Source organism: Paenibacillus kyungheensis, assembly GCF_028606985.1.
Lineage (GTDB): Bacteria > Bacillota > Bacilli > Paenibacillales > Paenibacillaceae > Saccharibacillus > Saccharibacillus kyungheensis.
The window spans coordinates 1,877,365-1,900,162 of the sequence record NZ_CP117416.1 but is presented as its reverse complement, the minus strand read 5'-3'; the positions used below and the strand labels follow the sequence as shown (position 1 = coordinate 1,900,162).

The 22,798-nt window shown below is 40.5% G+C and carries 20 protein-coding genes; all 20 read right to left on the bottom strand.

Going from position 1 to position 22,798, the window contains the following annotated elements; translation table 11 throughout:
- Positions 1–25: 25 nt before the first annotated feature.
- The gene (gene ggt, locus PQ456_RS08400) at positions 26–1,615 is read right to left on the bottom strand and encodes a gamma-glutamyltransferase (RefSeq protein WP_420540649.1); all 1,590 of its coding nucleotides are present in this window, start codon (positions 1,613–1,615) and stop codon (positions 26–28) included.
- The gene (locus PQ456_RS08395) at positions 1,612–2,868 is read right to left on the bottom strand and encodes a pyridoxal-phosphate-dependent aminotransferase family protein (RefSeq protein WP_273615719.1); all 1,257 of its coding nucleotides are present in this window, start codon (positions 2,866–2,868) and stop codon (positions 1,612–1,614) included. Before PQ456_RS08395 ends, ggt begins: the two co-directional genes overlap by 4 nt.
- Positions 2,855–4,129 (bottom strand): allantoate deiminase, encoded by a 1,275-nt coding sequence (gene allC / locus PQ456_RS08390; protein WP_273615718.1) that lies wholly within the window; start codon positions 4,127–4,129, stop codon positions 2,855–2,857. Before allC ends, PQ456_RS08395 begins: the two co-directional genes overlap by 14 nt.
- Positions 4,122–5,513, bottom strand: coding sequence for an allantoinase (locus tag PQ456_RS08385; protein ID WP_273615717.1), 1,392 nt, complete (start codon positions 5,511–5,513; stop codon positions 4,122–4,124). The genes allC and PQ456_RS08385 overlap by 8 nt, the downstream gene beginning before the upstream one ends.
- A gap of 81 nt (positions 5,514–5,594) precedes the next feature.
- A complete protein-coding gene (gene uraH / locus PQ456_RS08380; protein WP_273615716.1) occupies positions 5,595–5,945 on the bottom strand; it encodes a hydroxyisourate hydrolase in 351 nt (116 codons plus the stop codon).
- 60 nt (positions 5,946–6,005) lie between these two features.
- Complete coding sequence (gene uraD / locus PQ456_RS08375; RefSeq protein WP_273615715.1) at positions 6,006–6,524, bottom strand: 2-oxo-4-hydroxy-4-carboxy-5-ureidoimidazoline decarboxylase; 519 nt, start codon at positions 6,522–6,524, stop codon at positions 6,006–6,008.
- 257 nt (positions 6,525–6,781) lie between these two features.
- The gene (locus tag PQ456_RS08370) at positions 6,782–8,374 is read right to left on the bottom strand and encodes a PucR family transcriptional regulator (protein WP_273615714.1); all 1,593 of its coding nucleotides are present in this window, start codon (positions 8,372–8,374) and stop codon (positions 6,782–6,784) included.
- A gap of 241 nt (positions 8,375–8,615) precedes the next feature.
- On the bottom strand, positions 8,616–9,053 hold the full coding sequence (locus PQ456_RS08365) for a GNAT family N-acetyltransferase (protein ID WP_273615713.1): 438 nt from the start codon (positions 9,051–9,053) through the stop codon (positions 8,616–8,618).
- A 96-nt stretch (positions 9,054–9,149) separates the two neighbouring features.
- Entirely contained in the window at positions 9,150–9,911 is a 762-nt protein-coding gene (locus PQ456_RS08360; protein WP_273615712.1) for a class I SAM-dependent methyltransferase, read from the bottom strand.
- 137 nt (positions 9,912–10,048) lie between these two features.
- The gene (locus tag PQ456_RS08355; RefSeq protein ID WP_273615711.1) at positions 10,049–11,776 is read right to left on the bottom strand and encodes an ATP-binding protein; all 1,728 of its coding nucleotides are present in this window, start codon (positions 11,774–11,776) and stop codon (positions 10,049–10,051) included.
- A gap of 28 nt (positions 11,777–11,804) precedes the next feature.
- On the bottom strand, positions 11,805–12,899 hold the full coding sequence (locus tag PQ456_RS08350) for a cobalamin B12-binding domain-containing protein (RefSeq protein WP_273615710.1): 1,095 nt from the start codon (positions 12,897–12,899) through the stop codon (positions 11,805–11,807).
- A 235-nt stretch (positions 12,900–13,134) separates the two neighbouring features.
- Positions 13,135–13,602 (bottom strand): hypothetical protein, encoded by a 468-nt coding sequence (locus PQ456_RS08345; RefSeq protein WP_273615709.1) that lies wholly within the window; start codon positions 13,600–13,602, stop codon positions 13,135–13,137.
- On the bottom strand, positions 13,599–15,611 hold the full coding sequence (locus PQ456_RS08340; RefSeq protein WP_273615708.1) for a S9 family peptidase: 2,013 nt from the start codon (positions 15,609–15,611) through the stop codon (positions 13,599–13,601). The genes PQ456_RS08345 and PQ456_RS08340 overlap by 4 nt, the downstream gene beginning before the upstream one ends.
- Positions 15,612–15,678: 67 nt before the next feature.
- Positions 15,679–16,542, bottom strand: coding sequence for an ABC transporter permease (locus PQ456_RS08335; protein ID WP_273615707.1), 864 nt, complete (start codon positions 16,540–16,542; stop codon positions 15,679–15,681).
- Positions 16,543–16,574: 32 nt separating this feature from the next.
- Entirely contained in the window at positions 16,575–17,492 is a 918-nt protein-coding gene (locus PQ456_RS08330) for an ABC transporter permease (protein WP_273615706.1), read from the bottom strand.
- A 96-nt stretch (positions 17,493–17,588) separates the two neighbouring features.
- Positions 17,589–19,124, bottom strand: a complete 1,536-nt coding sequence (locus PQ456_RS08325; RefSeq protein WP_273615705.1) for an ABC transporter substrate-binding protein — start codon at positions 19,122–19,124, stop codon at positions 17,589–17,591.
- 37 nt (positions 19,125–19,161) lie between these two features.
- Complete coding sequence (locus PQ456_RS08320; RefSeq protein ID WP_273615704.1) at positions 19,162–20,391, bottom strand: M20 metallopeptidase family protein; 1,230 nt, start codon at positions 20,389–20,391, stop codon at positions 19,162–19,164.
- Complete coding sequence (locus tag PQ456_RS08315; RefSeq protein WP_273615703.1) at positions 20,391–21,146, bottom strand: FadR/GntR family transcriptional regulator; 756 nt, start codon at positions 21,144–21,146, stop codon at positions 20,391–20,393. The genes PQ456_RS08320 and PQ456_RS08315 overlap by 1 nt, the downstream gene beginning before the upstream one ends.
- Positions 21,147–21,414: 268 nt before the next feature.
- A complete protein-coding gene (locus PQ456_RS08310) occupies positions 21,415–21,897 on the bottom strand; it encodes a MarR family winged helix-turn-helix transcriptional regulator (RefSeq protein ID WP_273615702.1) in 483 nt (160 codons plus the stop codon).
- A 130-nt stretch (positions 21,898–22,027) separates the two neighbouring features.
- Positions 22,028–22,654, bottom strand: a complete 627-nt coding sequence (locus PQ456_RS08305) for an FMN-dependent NADH-azoreductase (protein WP_273615701.1) — start codon at positions 22,652–22,654, stop codon at positions 22,028–22,030.
- Positions 22,655–22,798: the final 144 nt, after the last annotated feature.

The following is a 22,798-nucleotide window of genomic DNA, read 5'->3' as shown; positions in this document are numbered from 1 at the left end:
CGTCCCCCTCTGTCTCTATCCCGCTCTATATTCCGATAGCAATCCCATCACTACGAGGATCAGCCGCACCGCTAAATACACCTTGTTCATTAATCATAATTCCTTGCGCTTCACCCATTACTGCATCATAATCACGAATTGGTTCTACGATATGCCCGTAAGCTTCTAAGCGTGAATAAATATCTTCATATGAACGGCTTTCGATTTTTAACGTATCGCTCATATCGCCCCATGTCCGTCCATACAACCATCGTGGCAATCCAATCGCCTGCTGGATCGTTAATTGATAATCAATCACACCGGTCAAAATAGATAATTGGGTCTGAGGTTGTCCTTCTCCACCTTGCGTTCCTAAAAGCAGATAAGGTTTACCATTTTTTGTTACCATTCCTGGCATTAATGTATGGAAAGTACGTTTACGTGGTTCCAATACATTAGGCGCCCGATCATCGAGTGAAAAGAATGAACCTCGATTTTGCAAAATAACACCACTATCCCCCGGCACATAAGCAGATCCAAAATCAAAGTAAAGACTTTGAATAAACGAAACTGTATTGCCTTCATCATCAGTTACAGCCGCATAAGCTGTATCCTGACCCATTGCAGGTGAAAGATGTGGAGACGCTTGAGGATGATATTGCATGTCATACCATAATTTTTTGGCATAGTCTTTGGATAATAATTGTTCTATAGGAATATCTCGAAAAGCAGGATCGGTTAAATAACGATCTCGATCTTGAAAAGCTTTTTTCACGGTTTCTACTACCAGATGATAAAATTCAGGCGAAAAGCGAGCAATAGACGACAAATCAACATTTTCCAAAATATTAAGCATCATCAATACCGAGAATCCCTGTGTATTCGGTGGCATTTGATATACCCGGTGTCCTCGATATGTGGTCGATACAGGTTCTACCCATTCTCCTTGATGTGCTGCCAGATCTTCCTTCGTTAATACACTACCATCTCGTTCTGTCGCTTCACCGATCATCTGTCCGATAGATCCATTGTAAAAACATGCACTTCCTTGTTCGCCAATCAAACGTAGCGTCTGAGCAAGCTTAGTCTGAATAACAATATCGCCTTCTACTAACGGAATACCATTAGGGCAAAATACTGATCGAAGATGAGTATCTTGCTGAATCCATTCCAGATCACGCATAATCCAGCGTGCTAGACTTGGTGAAGCTGGAAAGCCTTCTTCTGCGTATCGAACCGCCGGAGCGATAATCTCAGCCCATGGCAACCGTCCATACTTTTTCCAGACTGCTTCCCAGGCATCTACCATACCCGGAACAGTTACAGCCGCTAAAGGGCCACGACTTGGAATAGTCGTATACCCTTGCTTGGTATACCATTCAGGGGTTGCTTTGGCAGCAGAACGCCCACTTCCATTATATCCTTCAATCTTGCCTGTATGACCATCATGAATTAGAAAAAAAGCATCTCCACCAGGCCCTGTCATATGAGGATAGACGACACCCAGTACAGCACTTACCGCAACCGCAGCATCGAATGCATTGCCACCGGACTGCAAAATAAAGGCACCTGTCTGACTTGCTAAATAATGCGGTGCTGCAACCATTCCTCTACGCGATTGGGGCATAATGTTCACTGGTACGTCACCTCTTTCTGACCAGCATACACACCAAGTGCCGCTTGCACACCTTGTCCTGCCGGTAATTTCACACCATGGTGGATTAATACTGCTTCCAGAGCGCCTAAAACATGAAGTACATTTTTGCGACTACTGCTATATCCCATACTACCGATCCGCCAGATTTTACCTTGTAATGGACCAAAAGAACTGGCGATCTCAATCCCAAAATCATGAAGCAACATCGAACGTACACTTTCGCCATCTACACCTGCTGGAATTTGGATACAAGTAACAACAGGCAATCTTGCACTATCATCTCCGAATAATTCTAATCCCATTCCGCGGATACCAGCTACAATCGCTGCTCCATTTTCTGCATGACGGGCAAACCGTGCTTCCAGACCTTCTTCTAACAAAATACGCAACCCTTCACGTAATCCATATAACATCGTGGTAGCTTCTGTATGATGATTAAGTCGCTTAGGGCTCCAATAATCTTGCAATTGTGCCAGATCAAAATAATTACTGGCGATACGATTATGACCGGACATACCTGCTAACGGAAGATCATTTGCAGTCCGAAGTCCACGCTCGATACTTTTACGTCCTAGAATCTTACGTTCTACTCGATCATTATACGTAATCGGTGCCATGCCTGAAGGAACAGACAGACATTTCTGAGTACCACCCATCACTGCATCGACTTTCCATTCATCGGTATAAAAAGGAACCCCACCAATTGTAGCTACAGCATCTACGACAAATAACACATCATGTTCTCGACAAAAATGTCCTATTTCAGATAAAGGTTGCATACATCCTGTAGATGTTTCACCATGTACCATCGCTACAATGGTCGGTTGATATTGGACAATCGCTTGCTTTACGACTTCAGGATCAAATACAGTTCCCCATTCCGTCTCAATAGTCTCAACCTCTGCACCGCAACGCTCAGCAATTTCAGTTAGTAAATGTCCAAATCGTCCGTAGATTGGAACCAGCACTTTATCACCCGGTTCGATTAAGCTAACCATCACTGCTTCAAGCCCTGAACGTGAAGTACCATCGACAGGAAAAGCCCATTGATTAGTAGTCATATACAATTCGCGTAACATTTCCATCGTTTCATTCATAATATCGGTAAAAGCAGGATCAAATTGCCCCAAAATAGGCATCGACATCGCTCGCAATACACGTGGGTCCACTTCAACAGGACCGGGTGTCATAATCGTGCGCGGGGGTGGAGATAAGTCTTTATAACGCTTCATGGTCTTCACCTCGATAAGCATATTGATATAGCAATTCGGTTAGTACTTTGAAGCCCTGTATAATATCAGCTTCGGCTGTATATTCTAACGGGTTATGGCTAATGCCTTCACGACTCGGTACAAAGATCATTGCAGAAGGACATTCTACACCGAAAATCTGAGCGTCATGCCCTGCTCCACTTGGTAACGATAGCGACGATATACCTGCTTGATCGCATACATGTTGCAGATCATCAATCATCGCTTGATGCATAGGAACAGGTTCTGCCCGTAAATGCTCTTTCCAGGATAATGTTAATCCTTCTTGCTCTGCTATCGCTGAAATTTCTTCATATAAAGCATCTGTATAATCATTCAATATCTGATGATCCAGATGACGAATATCCAATGTAAATGTCGTCTCTCCTGCAATCACATTCGGTACATTCGGTGATACTTGCAGACTTCCCACCGTAGCGACTAATGGATCGCCCCATTCTAATGCAGAACGCTTGACGCTACTAATCATCAAGGCTGCACCTGCTAATGTATCTCTACGCCATTGCATCGGTGTTGTGCCTGCATGATTACTCTCACCAAGTACTTTCACTTCAATCCGGCGCTGACCTACAATCCCTGTAACTACACCAATCTGATGCCCTGTTCGCTCTAATACAAATCCTTGTTCAATATGAAGTTCGATATAAGCAGCAAATTCACGCTGACATGAAGAGTATATGGATTCAGCTCCGAATCCTGCTTGCTTCATCGCCTGTTCCAAGCTAACCCCATCACGATCTTTCACTACCGGAACTGCGCTCACTTGATAGGATCCAGTAATATTGCCTGATCCCCAATACGTTAAAGGAAATCGGCTACCTTCTTCTTCGGCTAGTGATATCACTTCAATCGTTCGTAAAGGCTCCCCATAGGTTTCTTTCAAATAAGAAAGTGCCAGTACACCTGCAACGACGCCCAGTGCACCATCGTATTTACCTCCAAATACAACAGTATCAATATGCGAACCTGTTACAATCGGTAGTCGTTCAGATTGCTTGCCTACTAACCGACCTGTAAGATTCCCGACTTGATCGTAAAAAGGGGCTAATCCTTGCATTTCCATATAATCAAACAATGCTTGTTGTGCTTCTAACCATGCAGGAGTGTATAACAACCGAGTGACTCCGCCTTGTTCATCAGCTCCAAATTGAGCCAGCCATTCCACCATACTGTGTAACTTTGCACTGTAATTTTCGATCATTGGCGCTGCTTGCTTAGCCATGAATCACTCCTCCTGTCTGATAAGCAATAAATTGTCCGATACATGTATCCGTCAATCCAGATGACTGGTCATATACAATATGTCCGCGTACTATCGTCTTGTGCACCGTCGAGGAAAAGGAATATCCTACATAAGGGCTTTGACGATGTTTATCATACAGATCATCATGTTCCAGCGTATACGATTGCTCCAGATTCACAAGTACAAGATCTGCATCTAAGCCTACTTTAATCTGACCTTTAGATTGAGATACTCCTATACGTTCAGCCGGATGCTTTGATAACATATTTGCTATCGCTGGCAACGAGATCTGACGCCGATGATAACCTTCTTCCAGCATCAATAACAATGTGCTCTGTGCTCCGGATATACCGCCCCATGCTTCAAAAAAATTGTTCGATTGCTTCATTTCAGGCGGGCAAGGCGAATGATCTGAAGCAATAATATCTATAAGCCCGAGTGCGACTGCATCCCAGAGAGCAGATTGCTCTGTAGCACTACGTAAAGGCGGTGCACATTTAGCAAGTACACCTTGATCTTCTACATCTTGATCGGTTAGTACTAAATAATGAGGACATGTCTCTACAGTTACATCCAGTCCTTCTTGCTTAGCAGCGGTAATGATATCGACCGCTTCCCGGCTACTAATATGCACAAAATGGAGCGCGCAATTCGTCTGACGGCTATACTCCAGTGCACGCTTCACAGCTATCACTTCAGCTTCAATCGGTCGGGAATCCAGATAATCTCTTACTCCTGTTCTTCCTTCTGCTACTGCTTGATTGGCTAGTGCAGATACGGTGGGTTCATCTTCAGCATGTAATGCAAGCACATGACCTAATCTAGCAATCTCTGTCATTCCAGATCGTAACGTAGTATCGTCTGCTCTGGTGAAGATATCTTCTCCTTCTCCACCCGGTTCTGACATAAATGCTTTGAACCCCACTACACCGCCTGCTGACATTTCTGCTAATTGATCAACATTTCCTTCTACCAGTCCACCCCAGAGTGCATAATCAACATAAGAATGTTGCTTGGCTACTTGCTTTTTGGCTTCCAAATGTTCAGCATTTGTAGTTGGTGGTACACCATTTAGTGGCATATCAACATAGGTAGTTATTCCTCCTGCGGCAAGAGCTGCCGAACCTGTCTGAAATCCTTCCCAACTGCCTAATCCGGGTTCATTAAAATGAACATGAATATCAACGGTTCCCGGTAATATATGCAATCCATCCGCTTGAATCACAGCCACTCCATGTGTATAAGGGATAGAAGGAGTTAGTGATTGTATTTTGCCATTTCGAATACCAATATCCATTTTGGCTACACGATCTGGTAATACAACAGTGCCTTCAGTAATAATCAGATCCAGTTCTGGTTGCATCCTCTACACTCCTTCCTTATTTCCTTTGATTCTCATCCTATAATCATGAGTTGTATGTCTAACGCTGGTATATCTAATCTATTAGCTTCCACGATAAGTGCTATATCCACCGGGAGCGACCAATAAAGGAATATGATAATTTTGTTCAGTATCTACAATATGGAAACGTAAAGGAACCTTTTCCCATAATAAGGTGTCTGCTGTACTGGTACCGATCGCACGATGATAATCACCAACATAAAAGATCAATTCGTATAATCCAGCTTGTATATGTTCCCCTGCTAACAATGGTTGATCGACACGTCCATCTGCATTAGTAAAGGCTGTAGCAAGTAATAGATTCTTTTCACTATAATAAAGTTCGATTTTGACACCCTCGGCTGGTGCGCCTTGTGCCAAATTCAACACATGAGTTGTTATTTTACCGCTCACTTGCTTCACCTGCTTTCTTTGTGACCTGTTTCTTGTTTGGCGGTATAAGATCTAGAATCATTAGGAAAGAAGTAATCCTTGCTCATCTGCCCACATTTGCAGTCTCAACCCTGCAATTGTATGTACCTGTCCAAGTGCTGTCTGGAATTCTTCTTCAGCCGGCTTTCCTGTCCGATGACGCATAGATTCCAGAATCTGATCAGTCGTTTTTCCTTTGACTGCTAAAATAAAAGGAAATTGATATTGCTCGGTATACACTTCATTCAATTTCGCTAATTGTTCATATTGCTCTGCCGATAGTCCAGTCAATCCTGCTCCTGCTTGTTCTGATTGTGAATGGTCACTCATTTCGATTTTGGTCCCCAAATCTGGATGTTGTCTTAATAATGTTAATTGTGTCGATGTATCAGAATCAGATACAATCTTTTTCATCGTATTTAACATGTCTTGTAAAGTATTAAACGGTCTTTGCTCCCATGCTTGTTCAGTAATCCAAGCGGAATGTTCATATAATCCACCAAATTGCTGTAAAAATTGTTCTTTAGTCCACGTCTGCCATAGTTTCTGTGTATTTTCCAAAGGTTTTCCTCTTTTCGTTCATTCTTTTTTATCATTTTACGTAAGGTTATAGAACATATCAACTAATCAGCTATAATTTTGTTATATAACATAACATTGAAGTAGTGTTTTGTGAATAATACAAAAAACCCTCACCAAAAGGTAAGGGTCTTTAGCATAATGATATGCCACTTGTATAGAGTTAATTTTAATATGATCTTCAATCATTGATCCTTATATATCCATAACTTTTTCTAGCATCGTTACCAGAACTGAGCTTACGATTGTTGTTTATCTTTCAAAAATTTGCGGAATGTAAATACCATTTTAAGTTTGAGCAGATCGTTTGTCTTTTTAAAGTCCATCTGAAGTAGACCACCGATCTTATCCATCCGATAGGTTACAGTATTACGATGCACATATAACTGCTTGGCGGCTTCATTAATAAGTCCGTCATTTTCAACAAAAGCTTCAAGTGTATTCATCAGCACTTGATTGGGATCGCTGTCTTTGATCAGTAACGGCTCCAGTATTTTGTGACAATACGTCTCCATAATATTCTCAGGAACATGCTGAAATACATAGGCAAATTCTAACGTCTGAAATTGTAAAGCAATATGTGTCATTCCAAAGCGCTTCGCTAACTTGCGAGTCTCCAATGTTTCTTGATGAGCTTCACGCAAAGAACTGGGTTCTGTCTTAATTTTGCTAATCCAGAAGCGTGGACTACCCCCATCATGACTAAGAGATTCCATATCTTCAAACCGATTGATCAAAAAAGCAGATAGTTCCTCACCATAATCTCGCTCAGATGGACAAGCATAGATCGATAATATCCCTTCTTCGATCCGAAAATGTTGAGAAGGAAATAACTGCATCAGCGGATTATACTGCAACTCTTGATGAATCTGGGCTAGACGCTTTTCTGAAGAAAATGCTTGTGGCTCAAGTGTGGTTAATACACATTGATACGGCCCGGGAAATAAGTTTACTCCTAATCGCCCTGCACCTTCTGTAAGATCATCGAGAGACATTCGTTTGGATAGATATTGCGTAACCAGTGTACGCATTTTGTCTTGTACACCGGGATTCACATGCTCACGGTATGTCGTATCCATATGAAAAGCTAATACTTCAGCGGCTTGCTGGAATAATTCTTCTTCTTCTTTCAGTGGCATCGAGCTATCTGTAAATACCAGTAAAAATCCGTACTGTTCACTACGCTTCATAATCGGTACACGATAACAACTACCCGAGTTCCATTTCACACGTGTTGGTGACATTTTCCACGGCCATCCTTGAAGTACACTGTCTCCGCCTTCACCGCCATTGTACAGAATATGTCCGCGTGAACCGATAATCGCTATCGGGTATTTCAAAATATCTTCCAGCACAGCAAATACATTTCCCTGTTGATCCTGATTAAGCGCAAACTGCATAAGACGCTTTTGCTTATGTAGAACTGATTGCAACAGTTTGGTACTCCGTTCGTGTTCTGCTTGAAAAAGAGCATTCATCTGATCGGAAAAAGTAAATTGAAAAGGAAGCTCAAGCAGTGGAAATTGCAAACGATTGGCTTCATCAATAATCGCCTGCGGAATCACTTCCCAAAATCGCCCTAACTTTACTCCAAGCCCTGCACAACCACGTTCATTTAACTTGCGCATCAATTTGATCGCTTCTTCTTCACTGTCTTTCATAATAAAAGCAGTCGTAAATAACATTTCTCCGCTTTTGATCCAGTCGGCGATATCTGGCGCGTCCATAACATTCACAGACTTCATGAGTCGTGATGTTCCCCGGGCACCCGCAACAAGGCGCGCTTCAGACAGAGGATACACTGCGAGCGCTTCTTGAACCGTTAATTGCATACGAGTACCTCCTATTCCGCTAACATCTATACGAAATTCCAAATAATATTGTCATGTATTATAACATACAAATCATTTGCATTAGTATAACGATTATTTATACCTTTTCTCTTATCAGACCTCTTAATGCAAAAAAATACACCCTTTTCTCCTCTATAGTTAATGTCTGGTTTGATAATGATCCAGACCTATAGGGACAAAAGAGTGTATATAGATTAATAATGAGATTGCAATGTGTCTGTTATTCTTCTTCCTCTTCTACTTCATAACGGCACAGGTAACGTTCAGAAGCTGCATTTAGCTCTCCATTTCCGATAACAGTAAAGCCGATATTGCGATAAAATTCTGCTCCTTCATCATCTGCTTCAGCAAGCAAAACAGAAGGTTGAGCAGTTTCTATCAATTCTAACAAAATACCACGTCCATACCCTTTACCACGTTCATTCGGAGCAATTGCTAAATGACGGATACGTAAAACGTCTGGTGTATCTGCTTCTTCTACACAGCCGATTACACCAATCCATGCGCCGTCTTCTTGATATCCATATAAATGCATATGATCCTGTGTATGATACTGTTGAATAACAGCCTCCAATACTTGTGGATCAGGAAATACGGCATATGATAATAATTCCTGTAATTGGGGTTGCTCTAATTTTTGATCGATCCGTTCTAACACACTGTATTCCTCCTGTACGGTTTGCTTGACTACTTCTCTATTTTACATGATGTGTCAAACAGTTACACAGTACAATATGTTTATCATGCTTATAGCTTACTTGTCTGTAGATGACTGTACTTGTTGCAACACTTCAGGATGAGGCTGTGGATCTTCTTTACAAGCTGCAAATGTGATCCAATTGCCTTGTAGTTCGATCTCTTTGCCATCTTTGGTTTCTTCGATCGCTTGAGCAACTGCTTTGCGCTCGATAATATTCCAACCTTCATAATATTCATTTAAAAGTTCTAACAATTGTTCTGTGGTCAAGTTCAGCTCGATATTGCCTTCTTCAGCTTCTTGCGTCTTTTGATCCACTTGTTGAACCGAAGAAGTCATAGAGATCAGATGAATACCACCTGTACGAGTCCCTGCTTGCATGCTGTTGATTACTTTTTGCAATGAATCTTGGGAAGAAACATGCTCTAAGCATCCGGTAGCAATCATATAATCGTAAGCATCCGGTTCAATATTGTAACTTTCCACATCGCTGGTAACCGCTTCGATCCGGTCAGCCACATTGTATTCTTCTGCATATTTCTGCAATTGCTCAATCGCAGAATCTAGCAAATCGACCCCTACCACGACACCGCCTTCAGTTAATTGTTGAGCAACTGGAATCGTATGCCTGCCTACTCCACAAGCCATATCCAATACTTTTGGTGCAGGTGTATATTTTTGCAGACGTTCTAACAACTCCATCACAATCGGTGTAGGCCCTGCCATCCAACTTCCAGGTTCAAACAATTTATTCTCTTCATAAAACTTTTCGTGGTAATCGGATTCTGATTCTCTAGCTGTGTCAAATGCTGCGCACATCATGTATCTCCCCTTATCATCAATTGGTATATCTACCATTACCCAAGTAATCACATATTATAAAGGGGAGCGCTCATTTATTTATGGATATATACAAAAAAGGAACCTGCAAAGTGCAGATTCCCTGATCATTCTTTTTATTTGACTAAATATTCTAGTTCCCGACAAGCTTTTTCATAAGCAGGAGCTAGCAACTGGACGAGTTCTTGAACTCCCCGCAAATCATCTTCTTTAGCCAATGTCTCAATCTGATGCAACAATTGCGCCATATATTGAATCCCTATACTCAAGCTACCTGATTTGAGTTCGTGTGCCGCTTCCGACAATGCTGCTGCATCTTTACGGAGCACTAACTTTTTTAATCGTTCTAGCTTGGTAGGTGTCTCACTTTTGTACATTTCGATGAGCGTCCGCAATACTTCTGGATCACCATCATCATTTAATTCCAGTATTTCTTGAATTACACTCATATCCAATGCTTTTTCATGAACGATATCTGGAAGCCATTTACGCATCATCACAGTTAGACTTTCAAGATTAACCGGCTTGGTCAAAATATCATTCATCCCTGCATCCAGACATTTCTGCCGATCTTCCTGACTGGTATTACCTGTCAAAGCAATAATCGGTACTGGTGAGCGCATCTCTGCTGTTTCTAATTCACGAATTTTGTGAGTAGCTTGCAGACCATCCATAATAGGCATACGGTTATCCATCAAAATTAAATGATAGGTTTGTCCAAGATATTTGGAGATGGCTTCTTGTCCGTTGCTGACTGTATGGACGTGTTCCATTCCCATCTTTTTCAGTTGTAGTTGAATCACCTGACGATTAATAGGATTATCTTCTACAATTAATATAGCTTTATCCGTCTGTTTATGATGCAAATGAGAAGGAAGTTGATGATGATCGATCTGCTGTTCATCGAGACTCGTATGGATTAACGCTTGAGTGTCCGAAGAAGCTTGAACTTTTTTGAGCGGAATATCGAACCAAAAAGTTGATCCTTTATTTTCTTCACTTTTCAAATCAATCGTTCCTTCCATCAGCTCTACAAATGACTTACAAATGGAGAGCCCCAGCCCCGTTCCTTCTACATCGTTTTTGCCAGGTTGATCAGCTTGTGCATAAGGCTGAAACATATTTTTTTGATTTTCTTCAGAGATGCCGATTCCTGTATCTGTAACTTCGATGTGAAGAACCTGTAAATTTGCACTGTTGTGTTTCAATTGTATACTGACTTCGATCTTTCCTTGTTTGGTAAATTTATTAGCATTACTGAGCAGATTAAGCAAAATTTGTCTGATTCTGCCGCCATCGCCCACCAATTCATTTTCTACCCGGTAATCAATAAAAGCCGAAATCACATTCTCATTTTTTTGCGCTTTGGGTTCACTTAACCGAATAATATGATCCAATAATAATCGCAAATCAATAGGTTCTTCTTGCAGTCTCATTTTGCCGGCTTCCATTTTGGAAAGGTCCAGCATATTGTTAATCATACTGAGCAATAGTTCAGCCGACTCTTGAATTAACATCACAGACTGTTGTTGCTCTTGCGATAATCCAGAACTCATTAAAATTTCGGACATACCGATCATTCCATTCATCGGTGTACGTATTTCATGAGTCATAATTGCCAAAAAGCGAGCACGTGCTTGATTGGCATGGATAGCTTCTTCTTTTGCCGCATTCAACTCAGCATTGGTTTTGGCTAACTGACGTTGTAGCGTAACCATTTCATTATTCATTGCTGAAAATTCAGCTAGTATTTGCTCTTCTTGATACTTGCCTTTAATCATCTTATGGGAAAGATCTTCTATCGTTTTACGCAAAATAGTGATTTCTTGTTCAGCATTCGTCATTGCGTTCATCTTCCCTTCTAAAGGCTATTCAACCTTTTACCGAGGGCTGGCTGCCTGACTCATTCAGGGCTACTAAGCTTGTCGCTATTTCAACAGCTTCATTTGCATCAGGTGCAAAACCATCTGCCCCAACTCGCTTCCACAGTTCCCTGTCAATATTAAACGGCAATCCGCCGACAATGATTTTGACATCTCTGGTTGATTCTTCAGCGCGAATTTTTTCAATTAAGTCTTGCACTAAATGAACGTGAAAGGTCATTGTTGCAGAAATAGCAATTACATCCGCCTGATGATGCACAATGGATTGTAAAAGACTGTGATCTGGAACATTAGCACCTAAATAATAGGTGTTCCAGCCTTCCATTTCAAAAAAATCAGCCAACATTCGAATCCCGATCTCATGTTGTTCTTCTCCGACACAGGCCGCAACTAAGCGATATCGTTCCTCACCTGCGCTTATCCAATATGGATACAGACGTGAAATGATACTTTGTGTTGCCGCTGTACAGAAATGTTCTTGAGCAATATTAATATCGCCAATTTGCCATAACCGACCGATCTCGTATTGTACAGTCTGGAATATATGAATGTATATATCTTTGATAGGAGTATCGTTTTCAAGAAGATGTACGATAAGCGCGTAGGCCTCTTTGCGTTCTGTACGTAGCAAACAATCTAGGTATTGTTTTGCTTCTTTTCCCAATAACAAGGTATCCAACATATACGATGTTTGCGATTCACTGGTTTGAACATGATGTATCCCCATATCCAGATAATCAATCACATTGGATTTGTGGGGATGATCAAAATTTTTTTGAAGCGCTTTTTTGATCGCATGTAAATTTACTAATAAATCTTGTTCGGATACTCGATATCCATTTAACAGTACTTTGAGCCACGAAATATAATTCATAAACAAACTTGGACTCTTCATCAGTACACTTTCAGCTAAATAGCTAATCGTATATAAAGAATCTTGCTTGGTTCTTATTCTGCCATTAGATCCAAATCGTTGCATTAAATCTGGCTGCTGAAGATACTGCATTTGTGTTACTTTTTCTGCAAATCGATCTGCTTGCGATATGAGTTGTTGTCCTACTGTTTCTTCTCGTTGTAGTGCCATCGCGCCTGACCTCCTTGTCATAAAGACCTTACGAGGATCAATTCGCTTGCACAGATCGTAAGATGTGTTTATAACTGCTGATTATTCAGCTTATCATTTATATCCAGAATGTATACCTTGGTGAAATTTTCCCATAGATTGACGAATTAAGCAAGTTCTATAGGTTGCATTTCGCATATAAAACCCACTTTTCATATCTATATTAATGTAAAAAAACAGAAAAAGCTGTCATGAATCAACAGCTTTCGTTTTTTAAACGTATTTGCATTGTCTGCGTATTTGATAGCGTTTGCGTATCTGTCACAATTTCCCACTGAATACCGATTTTTTCGTTTATATTCGATATCATGTCTGAATGCAATAACAATCCTGATAATTGATTTCCGTTTTGTTGGTAATCCCGATGTTCTTGCAGTTGATATCGGAAGTATAAAAGTCGTTTGACACCACCGATATGAATAAACTTGAACCTGTATCCTTCAAGTATCGCTTGTTCCCATGGATCATTCATATCTGTCGCAATCTGTAGACGATCTAACATATCCATTTGCGGATCAGCTACATTTGACAATAAAGGTGTCCAATCTTTGTTATGGATATAAGCGATAATGGTTGCTGGATCTAATCCACTACTCATACAGTTCTCAATCCACAATCCTACAGGTAACGATAGCTTCACTTTTTCCAAAAATGGTTCTGTCATAAATGAACCTCTAGCGGACTATCTATATATTGCTTGATCCAATCATTCACATGAGTTAACAAGTCTACACGATAGCTAGGCTTACCGCTTTTGAGTACCATATGATTAGAATCAGGATAACGAACCATTTTGGTCACTTTGCTTTGACGTTTGAGTGCAGTATATAACTGTTCTCCTTGTTCGATAGGACAGCGCATATCTTGCTCTCCATGAATAATCAGTAGTGGTGTCTCTATCTGTTGCACATGAGCAAGTGGCGATTGCGACCATAACCGTTCTGTATCTTCCCATGGATTACCACCGACTATCCCTTCTGTATAGGAAATACCAATATCGCTAATTCCATAAAAGGAAATCCAATTGGAAATACAACGCTGTGTAACAGCTACACGAAAACGATCATCATGAGCAATTATCCAATTGACCATAAGTCCGCCATAACTACCACCACATATACCTAACTGTTGGTCATTACATTCAGGATGATGTTGCAGTATATAATCTACTGCCTCTAGTAGATCACGATAATCGCCACCCCCGAAATCTTGACGACAAGCTTGAGCAAAATGTTGTCCATAACCGAAGCTACCACGTGGATTAATCAACAGCACCGCATAGCCCTGTGATACTAATGCCTGCATTTCGTGACTATAAGCATCAGAATACATCGCATGTGGCCCACCATGAATCTGTAAAATCAAAGGAATTTTAGAATCATGATCTACTATATCTGTTGGTTTCATCAACCACCCTTGAATGTGGATGCCTTCTTTATTGGTATACCAAAATAATTCGGGTACCGATACATTGTAATCAGCTAGCCATAGATGAGTATTTGTTAACGGTTTTACTTCATCCCATTGGAGATTGGATACTGGAAGAAATGGAAATGTTACTAACTCATATGGATGAGTAGCATCAGCAACCAGCGCTACCATAATATCTTGTTGTGGAGCATAGACGATCTGATGAATATCTTTTCCACCGGTTGTTATGGGAGTACATACTCCTTCTTCGGTGATACGATATAGATCTACACTACCTTGATAAGTTCCTAATACATAGATAGATTGTCCATCTGTACTATAGATTGGCCCGGGTATCGCAGCCGCAGTCTTCATATCATTCAGTATAAAATTACCGAACTGAATCTGTGATTGTGGTGTTAACGAACGTATTTGCTTTGTTGATCGGTCTATTCGGTACACTTGATTCTGAGTACCACTGCCATACTCTCGATCATTAGCTATACATGTCCATGACTTTCCATCCGGTGCATATGCAAATTGGCTAATCATAAGATCATGATTGGTTTGTATTTCTGTATGTCCAGAAGCGATCTCTAGGGTGTACAAATCTTGATAAAAAACTAGATCCATATCACTATATATAATAGAAGCATTTTTTTGAGCAAGGTAACTTATTTCGGTTCCATCCGGTGACCAGACAGGCGATGAAGCATCAAAATCGCCCTCTGTTATCTGTGTCATTTGACGAGTCGATAATTCAAGTAAAAACAGATGTTGATACGTTCCATTCCACAATCCAGAACCTTCTGCTTTGGGTGTAGTTCGCTCTACAATTTGTCCACGATCAGGTGCATGAGCTTCTACTTCATGCTCTCCTATCACTCGACTTGTCAATACAATAGATCGTCCATCTGGAGACCAGCGAAATAATCCTATGCCACGTTCAAGCTTGCTGTATTGATTTATCGAGCTATCAATCATATCCAATATCCACAATTGTGGCTTATGATCTGTTTTGCGAATAAATGCTAAATATCTGCCATTAGGCGACCAGTCAGGTGCATAATCATAATCCCCATCGGTTATTCTTTTCTTTTGCTTTCGATCGGCTGATTGATAATAGATATGCGTTTTGTATTGATTACGTTCAGCATCAATACTTTTGTACACATAAGCTATAGCTCCATCAGGATGAATCGAAGGATCACTTACCCAGTTATACTTATACAGATCTTCAGGTTGTATCGTTGTTTGACTCATCAGAATAGGCTCCTTTACAGATCGAATCGTTATTGATAGCGCAACTATTTATCGCTTTTGTTATATGTTAGGACTGATCATTAGTGATGCGAGGATCTAATTTATCCCGTAACCAGTCTCCTAGAAAAATAACTCCTAATACTGTAAATGTAATCGCTAATCCCGGAAAAGTAGCTACCCACCAGCTAGTCGCAATATATTGTCTGCCATCACTGAGCATTCCACCCCATGATACATCAGGTGGCTTAATCCCTAGCCCTAGAAAGCTTAACGATGCTTCCATTAGAATCGTTGTCGCTACATTCATACTGGAAATTACAATTAATGATGACATCACATTCGGTAAAATATGACGGAATAATAAGCGACCTTGCCCTGCTCCTGCGGATTGCGCCGCTTTGACAAAATCGCGTTCTTTGAGACCTAAGACTTCACTTCGGATCACTCTAGCATAAGACACCCAATTGGTTAACCCGATTACGATAATCAAAGTTATCAATCCAGGCTGAGTTACAGCAAGTACAACCAATGCTAACAATATCGAAGGGATCGCTAGAAAAGAATCTGCTACTCGCATAATAATCGCATTGATCCATTTGCCATAATAACCGGATAACAATCCTAAGACTGCTCCAATCATACCGGATACCAGTACTGCACCTACACCAACAATTAAAGATACACGAGCACCATATACAATACGGCTCCAAATATCACGTCCTAGATTATCTGTACCTAACCAGTAACTAGATTCTCCTCCATCTAACCATACCGGTGGTTTGAGTCGTTTTAGCGGGGCAACTGAACCAGGATCATGAGTTGCTAACCACGGTGCCAGCAGAGCGCATAATACTACCGCCAAAATAATCAGCAATCCTAATGTGCCGGTTTTACTTTTTAATAACTGACGGATCATTCCTTGATCAGGCATATCTTATCATCCTTTCTAACATTCATTCCTGATCAACGGTACGTAATACGAGGATCAAGCAGACGATACGTAATATCTGTTAATAGATTTCCTATAATGACAATTAATGCAATCACAAATACGGCTGCTTGTACAATCGCCATATCATGTGTATTCACAGCAGTTACTAGAAGTTGCCCCAACCCTGGCCATGCGAATACAGTCTCTGTAATCAATGTACCGCCGATCAGACTGGTAAATTGTAGACCTACAATAGTCACGACAGGAATCAATCCATTGCGAAAAGCATGCTTCATAATAATAATAAATGGACGTAATCCTTTACTTTTGGCTGTAACTATATAATCCTGATTTAAAATTTCCAGCATACTGGAACGAACCAACCGTGTCATCTGTGCTCCAATACCGATACCAAGTGTAAAAGCAGGCAATAATAAATGTTCAATGCCACCTCTGCCTGATACAGGTAAAGCACCTAATATGACTGAAAATAACAAAATCAGCATAATTCCCATCCAAAAGTTGGGCATTGCTTTGCCGATCACCGAAATACCCGATATCAATAAGTCAGTAAATGTATTACGCTTTACTGCGGACAAAATACCAAGCGGAATCGCCATCACGATTGCAAAAATCATCGCTGCCACTGCTAATTCAAAGCTAGCTGGTAACCGCTCTAACACAAGCGGTAAAGCCGATTCCCCATAACGAAATGAAGTACCAAAATCACCTTGAATCGCACTTCCCAAAAATGTAATGTATTGCTTATACAATGGTTGATCTAAGCCTAATGCTTCTGTAAGTACAGCACGATCTTCTGCTGTTGCTGTCTCGGGTAACATCAAAGCTACAGGATCACCAGTCACCCGTACCAGAATAAAAACGATTAACGATACAAGTAGCAATACCGGAATAATTTGAAGTAGTGATTTCACAATATAACTTTTCAAGCTAATCACCTCCGTACCTAGCATATAGTTCTTACATTTCAATGATTACGATAACAAAAAGCAGGGACGATACATTTCCATCCCTGCTGCATTTTTTTATCCATTCACAGGTGTAATATCATCTGCATAGAACATTTCATCACTTCTTGGTGTAAATTTCACACGACCATCTGCTCCATAAATACCTTCCATTTGGAAAAAATACACAGCCGGACGTTCTTCTGCCAAAATCTGCTGTACTTCTTGATATTGTTTTTCACGAGATGCTGGGTCCATATTTACAAGTGCATCTTGTAACAACTTTTCAACTTTCGGATTGTTGAAGTCTGTCTCTCCTGCTGCTTCTGTTTTGAGATAACGATTGTAGTTATTAGAAGCATCGAACAATGAATTACCGATACCGATCATAAAGATTTCTTTGAATGACTTGGAGCTATAACGTTCACTAAAAGCACTGGGTTCAAGCACTTCCAGATTGGCTTTGAATCCTGCTTCATTGAGCATCGCTGCTACAACTTCTGCATATTCTTTGTACTGAGAAGATACGGTCATATTAAGTTCTGCTCCTGTATGACCTGACTCTTGTAACAATTGCTTGGCTTTGGCTGGATCGTATAGAGTCTGTTTGTATAGTGAAGGATCAGCTCCAAAGTTACCCGGCGTTACAGAAGTACGTGTCACAATCCCTGCTCCACCTGCAATACTATCTACAATCCCTTGCTTATCAATTGCCAAATCAATCGCTTCACGTACTTTAGGATCAGCCGTGACTGTCCCTTCGGTTTCACGCAAAATCAATTGCAATACACGTTGGATCGGAGCTTTCACAATTTGTTTTCCTTCTTCGCTTTGAATACGTTCGACATCAGTTGAAGGAATACCTGAAGCAATATCAATCCCACCTGCTAACAATTCCGATACACGTGTCGAAGCTTCTGGAATCGAACGGAACACCACTGTATCCCATTTCGGTGCATCGCCAAAGTATTTATCATTTTTGACCAGTTCTACACGATCATCTTTGATCCATTTGCTGAATTTGTAAGGGCCTGTACCGACTGGATTTTTAAGAAACGCATCGATTCCTTTATCTTTGATATATTTTGACGGAAGAATTCCTGCACCCATTTTGGATAAACGATTTAACAATAACGGATCAGGGCCATCGGTAATCATATCGACGGTATAATCATCAATCACTTTGACTTGTTGGATAGATTTGAAATACGAATTTTGTTTGAGTGCACTATCTTTGGCAACACGATCAATCGTATATTTCACGTCTGCCGCTGTAAAAGGATCACCATTATGGAATGTGACGCCTTCACGTAGTTTGAATCTCCATGTTGTATCATTTACCTGTTCCCATGATGTAGCCAGTACAGGCACTTTCTTTTGTTCATTATCATTTTTGACTAAATAATCAAACATATTCACCAGTACCGCTTCGCTAGACGTATTGTTGTTGTTATGCGGATCAAAGCTTTCGATATCTGTTGCATTCCCGATTGTTAATGTTTTGCTGTTGGTCGCTGAATCAGTAGATGTTCCTTTGCTACTCCCACAACCTGCTACCACTATCGCTACTAGAAGTAGTAATACTGTACTCGTTATCCAAGATTTTGTTTTCATACCTTCCACTCCTACCCTTTTGAGATCATATTTATTTTTATTTGTGATGATTCACTGGTTGATCCAAGTAATGTAATGCAAGTGCAGACAACGTGGCCACACCGTAAGGAAGTGCTGATTCATCCAGATCGAACATAGGATGATGTAATGGATAAGAAGTCTCTGGCTGTCCATTGCTTGTGCCTAAGCGGAAAAAGACAGCCGGTACTTTTTCTGCATAAAAAGCAAAATCTTCGCCACCTGTTGAAGGACGTGTATATTGCCATTTCGGCCCTGCTGCCATCAGATCACAAGTGGCTGTTAAGAAATCAACCATCTGGTTATCATTTTTGACAACAGGATAATTCATTTGATAATCCAGTTCATAATCAGCACCAAATGACGATACAATTCCTGCTATGATCTGCCTGATCTTGATCGGCATTTGCTGACGAACTTCCGCAGACAATGTGCGTACTGTTCCTAGCATTTCGACTTCTGAAGCAATAGCTGCCGCCATTGTGCCCCCTCGAATCTGACCGATACTCACAACCGCTGTCTCCAAAGGATCTATCATACGACTTGTAATTTGTTGCAAAGCAGAAATGACTTGAGCTGATACCGCAATCGCATCAATTCCTTCATGTGGACGTGCTCCATGTCCTCCTTTACCAACAATACGAAGCGTAAAAAAGTCAGCAGAAGCAAAAGCCACTCCTTTGCATACTGATACTTCTCCTACCTGCAAACTCGGAAAAACATGTAGACCAGCCATTGCATCCACATGAGGATGCTCTAATACACCATCTTGAATCATTGCATCTGCTCCTGCTAATCCTTCTTCTGCGGGCTGAAATACGAATTTGATATTGCCGGATGCAGGTCGACCGATAGACGTTAACAATTGAGCGGCACCCATAAGCATAGTGGTATGAGCATCATGACCACACAGATGAGCTTTGCCTTCCGATTGAGAAGCATAACTGGTTTGCTTAGCATCTTGAATCGGTAAAGCATCCATATCCGCTCGCAGTCCAATCGTTGGGCCGGGTTCTAACCCACGCCATAGCCCGACAACGCCTGTTTTCCCAATACCTGTCTGCACTTCAAGTCCCAGACTTTGTAAATGTTCAGCTACAATCGCTGAAGTTCGAATTTCTTCATACCCAATCTCAGGATGAATATGTAGATCACGACGCCATGCCGTTAAATTCTCCTGCATAGACTGCGCAGCTGGTAATAACTGCGCCAGTCTAATCTGGATATCTTGCTGATCAGGATGATTCATTATGATTCACTCTCCTTTTCCAGAATCGATACCGGTTGATCAAATACGCGATGATAAATAGACGAAGCAGACTGCTCGATATGTTGGCGCATTAATAGTCGGGAACGTTCGCCATCATGAGCACGAAGCACATCTAACAATTCAAAATGACTATCTGAATTGCGTACACGTACTTCCTGACTATAAGGCATCAGATCAAGCGCAGGATTGATTTTGGTACGAATCTCTCGCACTGCTTTTTCAAAATAAGAATTACCGGATGCTTTGGCAATCATCAAATGAAATTTCACATCTAGAGCACGAAATAACTCGCGTGAACAATCTTGTTCAATACTCATCTCCAGATACAGTTGTAATTGATGTAACTCTTCTGCTTGAATACGTTTTGCCGCCAAAAAAGCAGCTTCAGGTTCAATAATAAGACGGTACTCAAATACTTTGCTCCAAGACTCCCAATTGGTCGCAATTTGTTCATGATGACGATGATGTGAATTGAGCGTTAAAGGCAACACAAATGTTCCACCTTTAGCACCTACACGCTTCTCAATCAATCCTTCTTCTTCTAAGCGAGAAAGAGCTTCACGTACAGCTAATCGACTAGCATTGAACATCACTGCCATATCTCGTTCATTAGGAAGTTGTTCTTCTGGCAATAATTCTTTTAAAATAATAGATTCTTCTAATTGATCGAAAATAAAATCACTAACTTTTTTAGGAGAAACTTTCTCAAATTGTTGTGGAAAATAAGTTCGCATGTTTTCCTCCTGATTGAACAGATAATAGTGCAACGTAGAAGATTTATTGAGATAAAGTGGTATTTCGGATCATATGTCATATCAAATGGTCTTATTCACGACTATAATGGTATAAGGTACGAACTTTAGACCATTTAAGCAGACGACAAAAAGTGACTTTTATTTAATATACCTTCTGTGTACGCAGAGGTCAACGATTATTCATACCAAATTGATAGGTTTTATAAATATTAAATAAAAAAAGCCTAATCAGTGGTATAATCCCTGATTAGACTTCTTTATTAGCAGCGGCATATCCTAACTTTTTGAGCAATGGAATAATATCTAACTTTTCATCATGATTCAGACCTTGAGTCGCTTTCATAATCGCTTGTTTGTGACCGGTAAAAATACTTTCAAAAAATTGATTACCTTCTGCTGTAAGCTCTGCAAAAATAACACGACGATCATTATCACAAGCTCGACGGCATAACATTTTTTTCTTTTCTAATTTATCAACAACATACGTAATATTCCCGCTTGAAATCAATACTTTTTGTCCTATTTTCTGCAATGGCTGTGGATTTTCACTGTGGTACAAAAAGTCCAGCACACCGAATTCAGTTGGATTGAGACCATAACTTTGAATATCATCATTGACTTGATTCATGACAGCCTGATAAGCACGTGATAAAATAATAAGCAAATGAAGTGATTCTTTTTCTTCATCACTTTCTGTGTTGGGATTAGGTTGTATGGATGAGTGTTTCATAGCTGAAACCTCCTTACACTAAGAATAGGTACATGCTAAACATATAGCGCCTGCGATTCTTTTTCATCGATTATTCCGAAAAATACACGCAGACGCTTTATTATTATATTACAATGGTCATAAATGTAACTTAGAAGTTTTGTGCAACTGTTGCTGCATTTTGAAGACCATCAGCAACGATTTGTTGTGAACGATCTGGGAATGCGTTGTGACCTTCGATGATGAATTTCTCAACATCTGTAATACCCCAGAATCCAAGCAATGTTTGTACATAACGTACAGCCAATTCGATATCAGCGCCAGGACCTTCAGAATATACGCCACCACTAGCGTGTAACAACATTACTTTTTTACCGCCAGCAAGTCCTACAGGACCTTCAGCAGTATATTTGAATGTTTTACCAGCTTGAGACAAGTAATCGAAGTAGCTATGCAATACAGCAGGAACTGCAAAGTTCCACAATGGGAATGCAATAACAACTTTATCAGCATCCAAAAATTGAGTTAAGTATTTGTTTACACGGTCAACAGCCGCTTGCTCTTCAGCAGATACTTCCATACCTTGAGAAGCTTTGAAGTTAGCACCCAATACAAAAGCATCATAGTAAGGGATATTTTCTGCGAATAAATCAAGTTCTACAACTTCATCTTGTGGATGAGCAGTTTTGTAGCTGTTAAGGAATGCTTCGTATAGTTGTACACTGACTGCTTGATCAGCAGGACGGTTGTTTGCTTTGACAAAAAGAACTTTAGACATGGATAAAATCTCTCCTTTTATTTGGACACTGTAATAGTATCAATTCATAAATCTTAATTTAAAGATAATATATAAACAAACTTTTGTCAACTATAAATTATATAGTGCCTTTTTCAATATTACATAGAGATAACCGCCTGATCA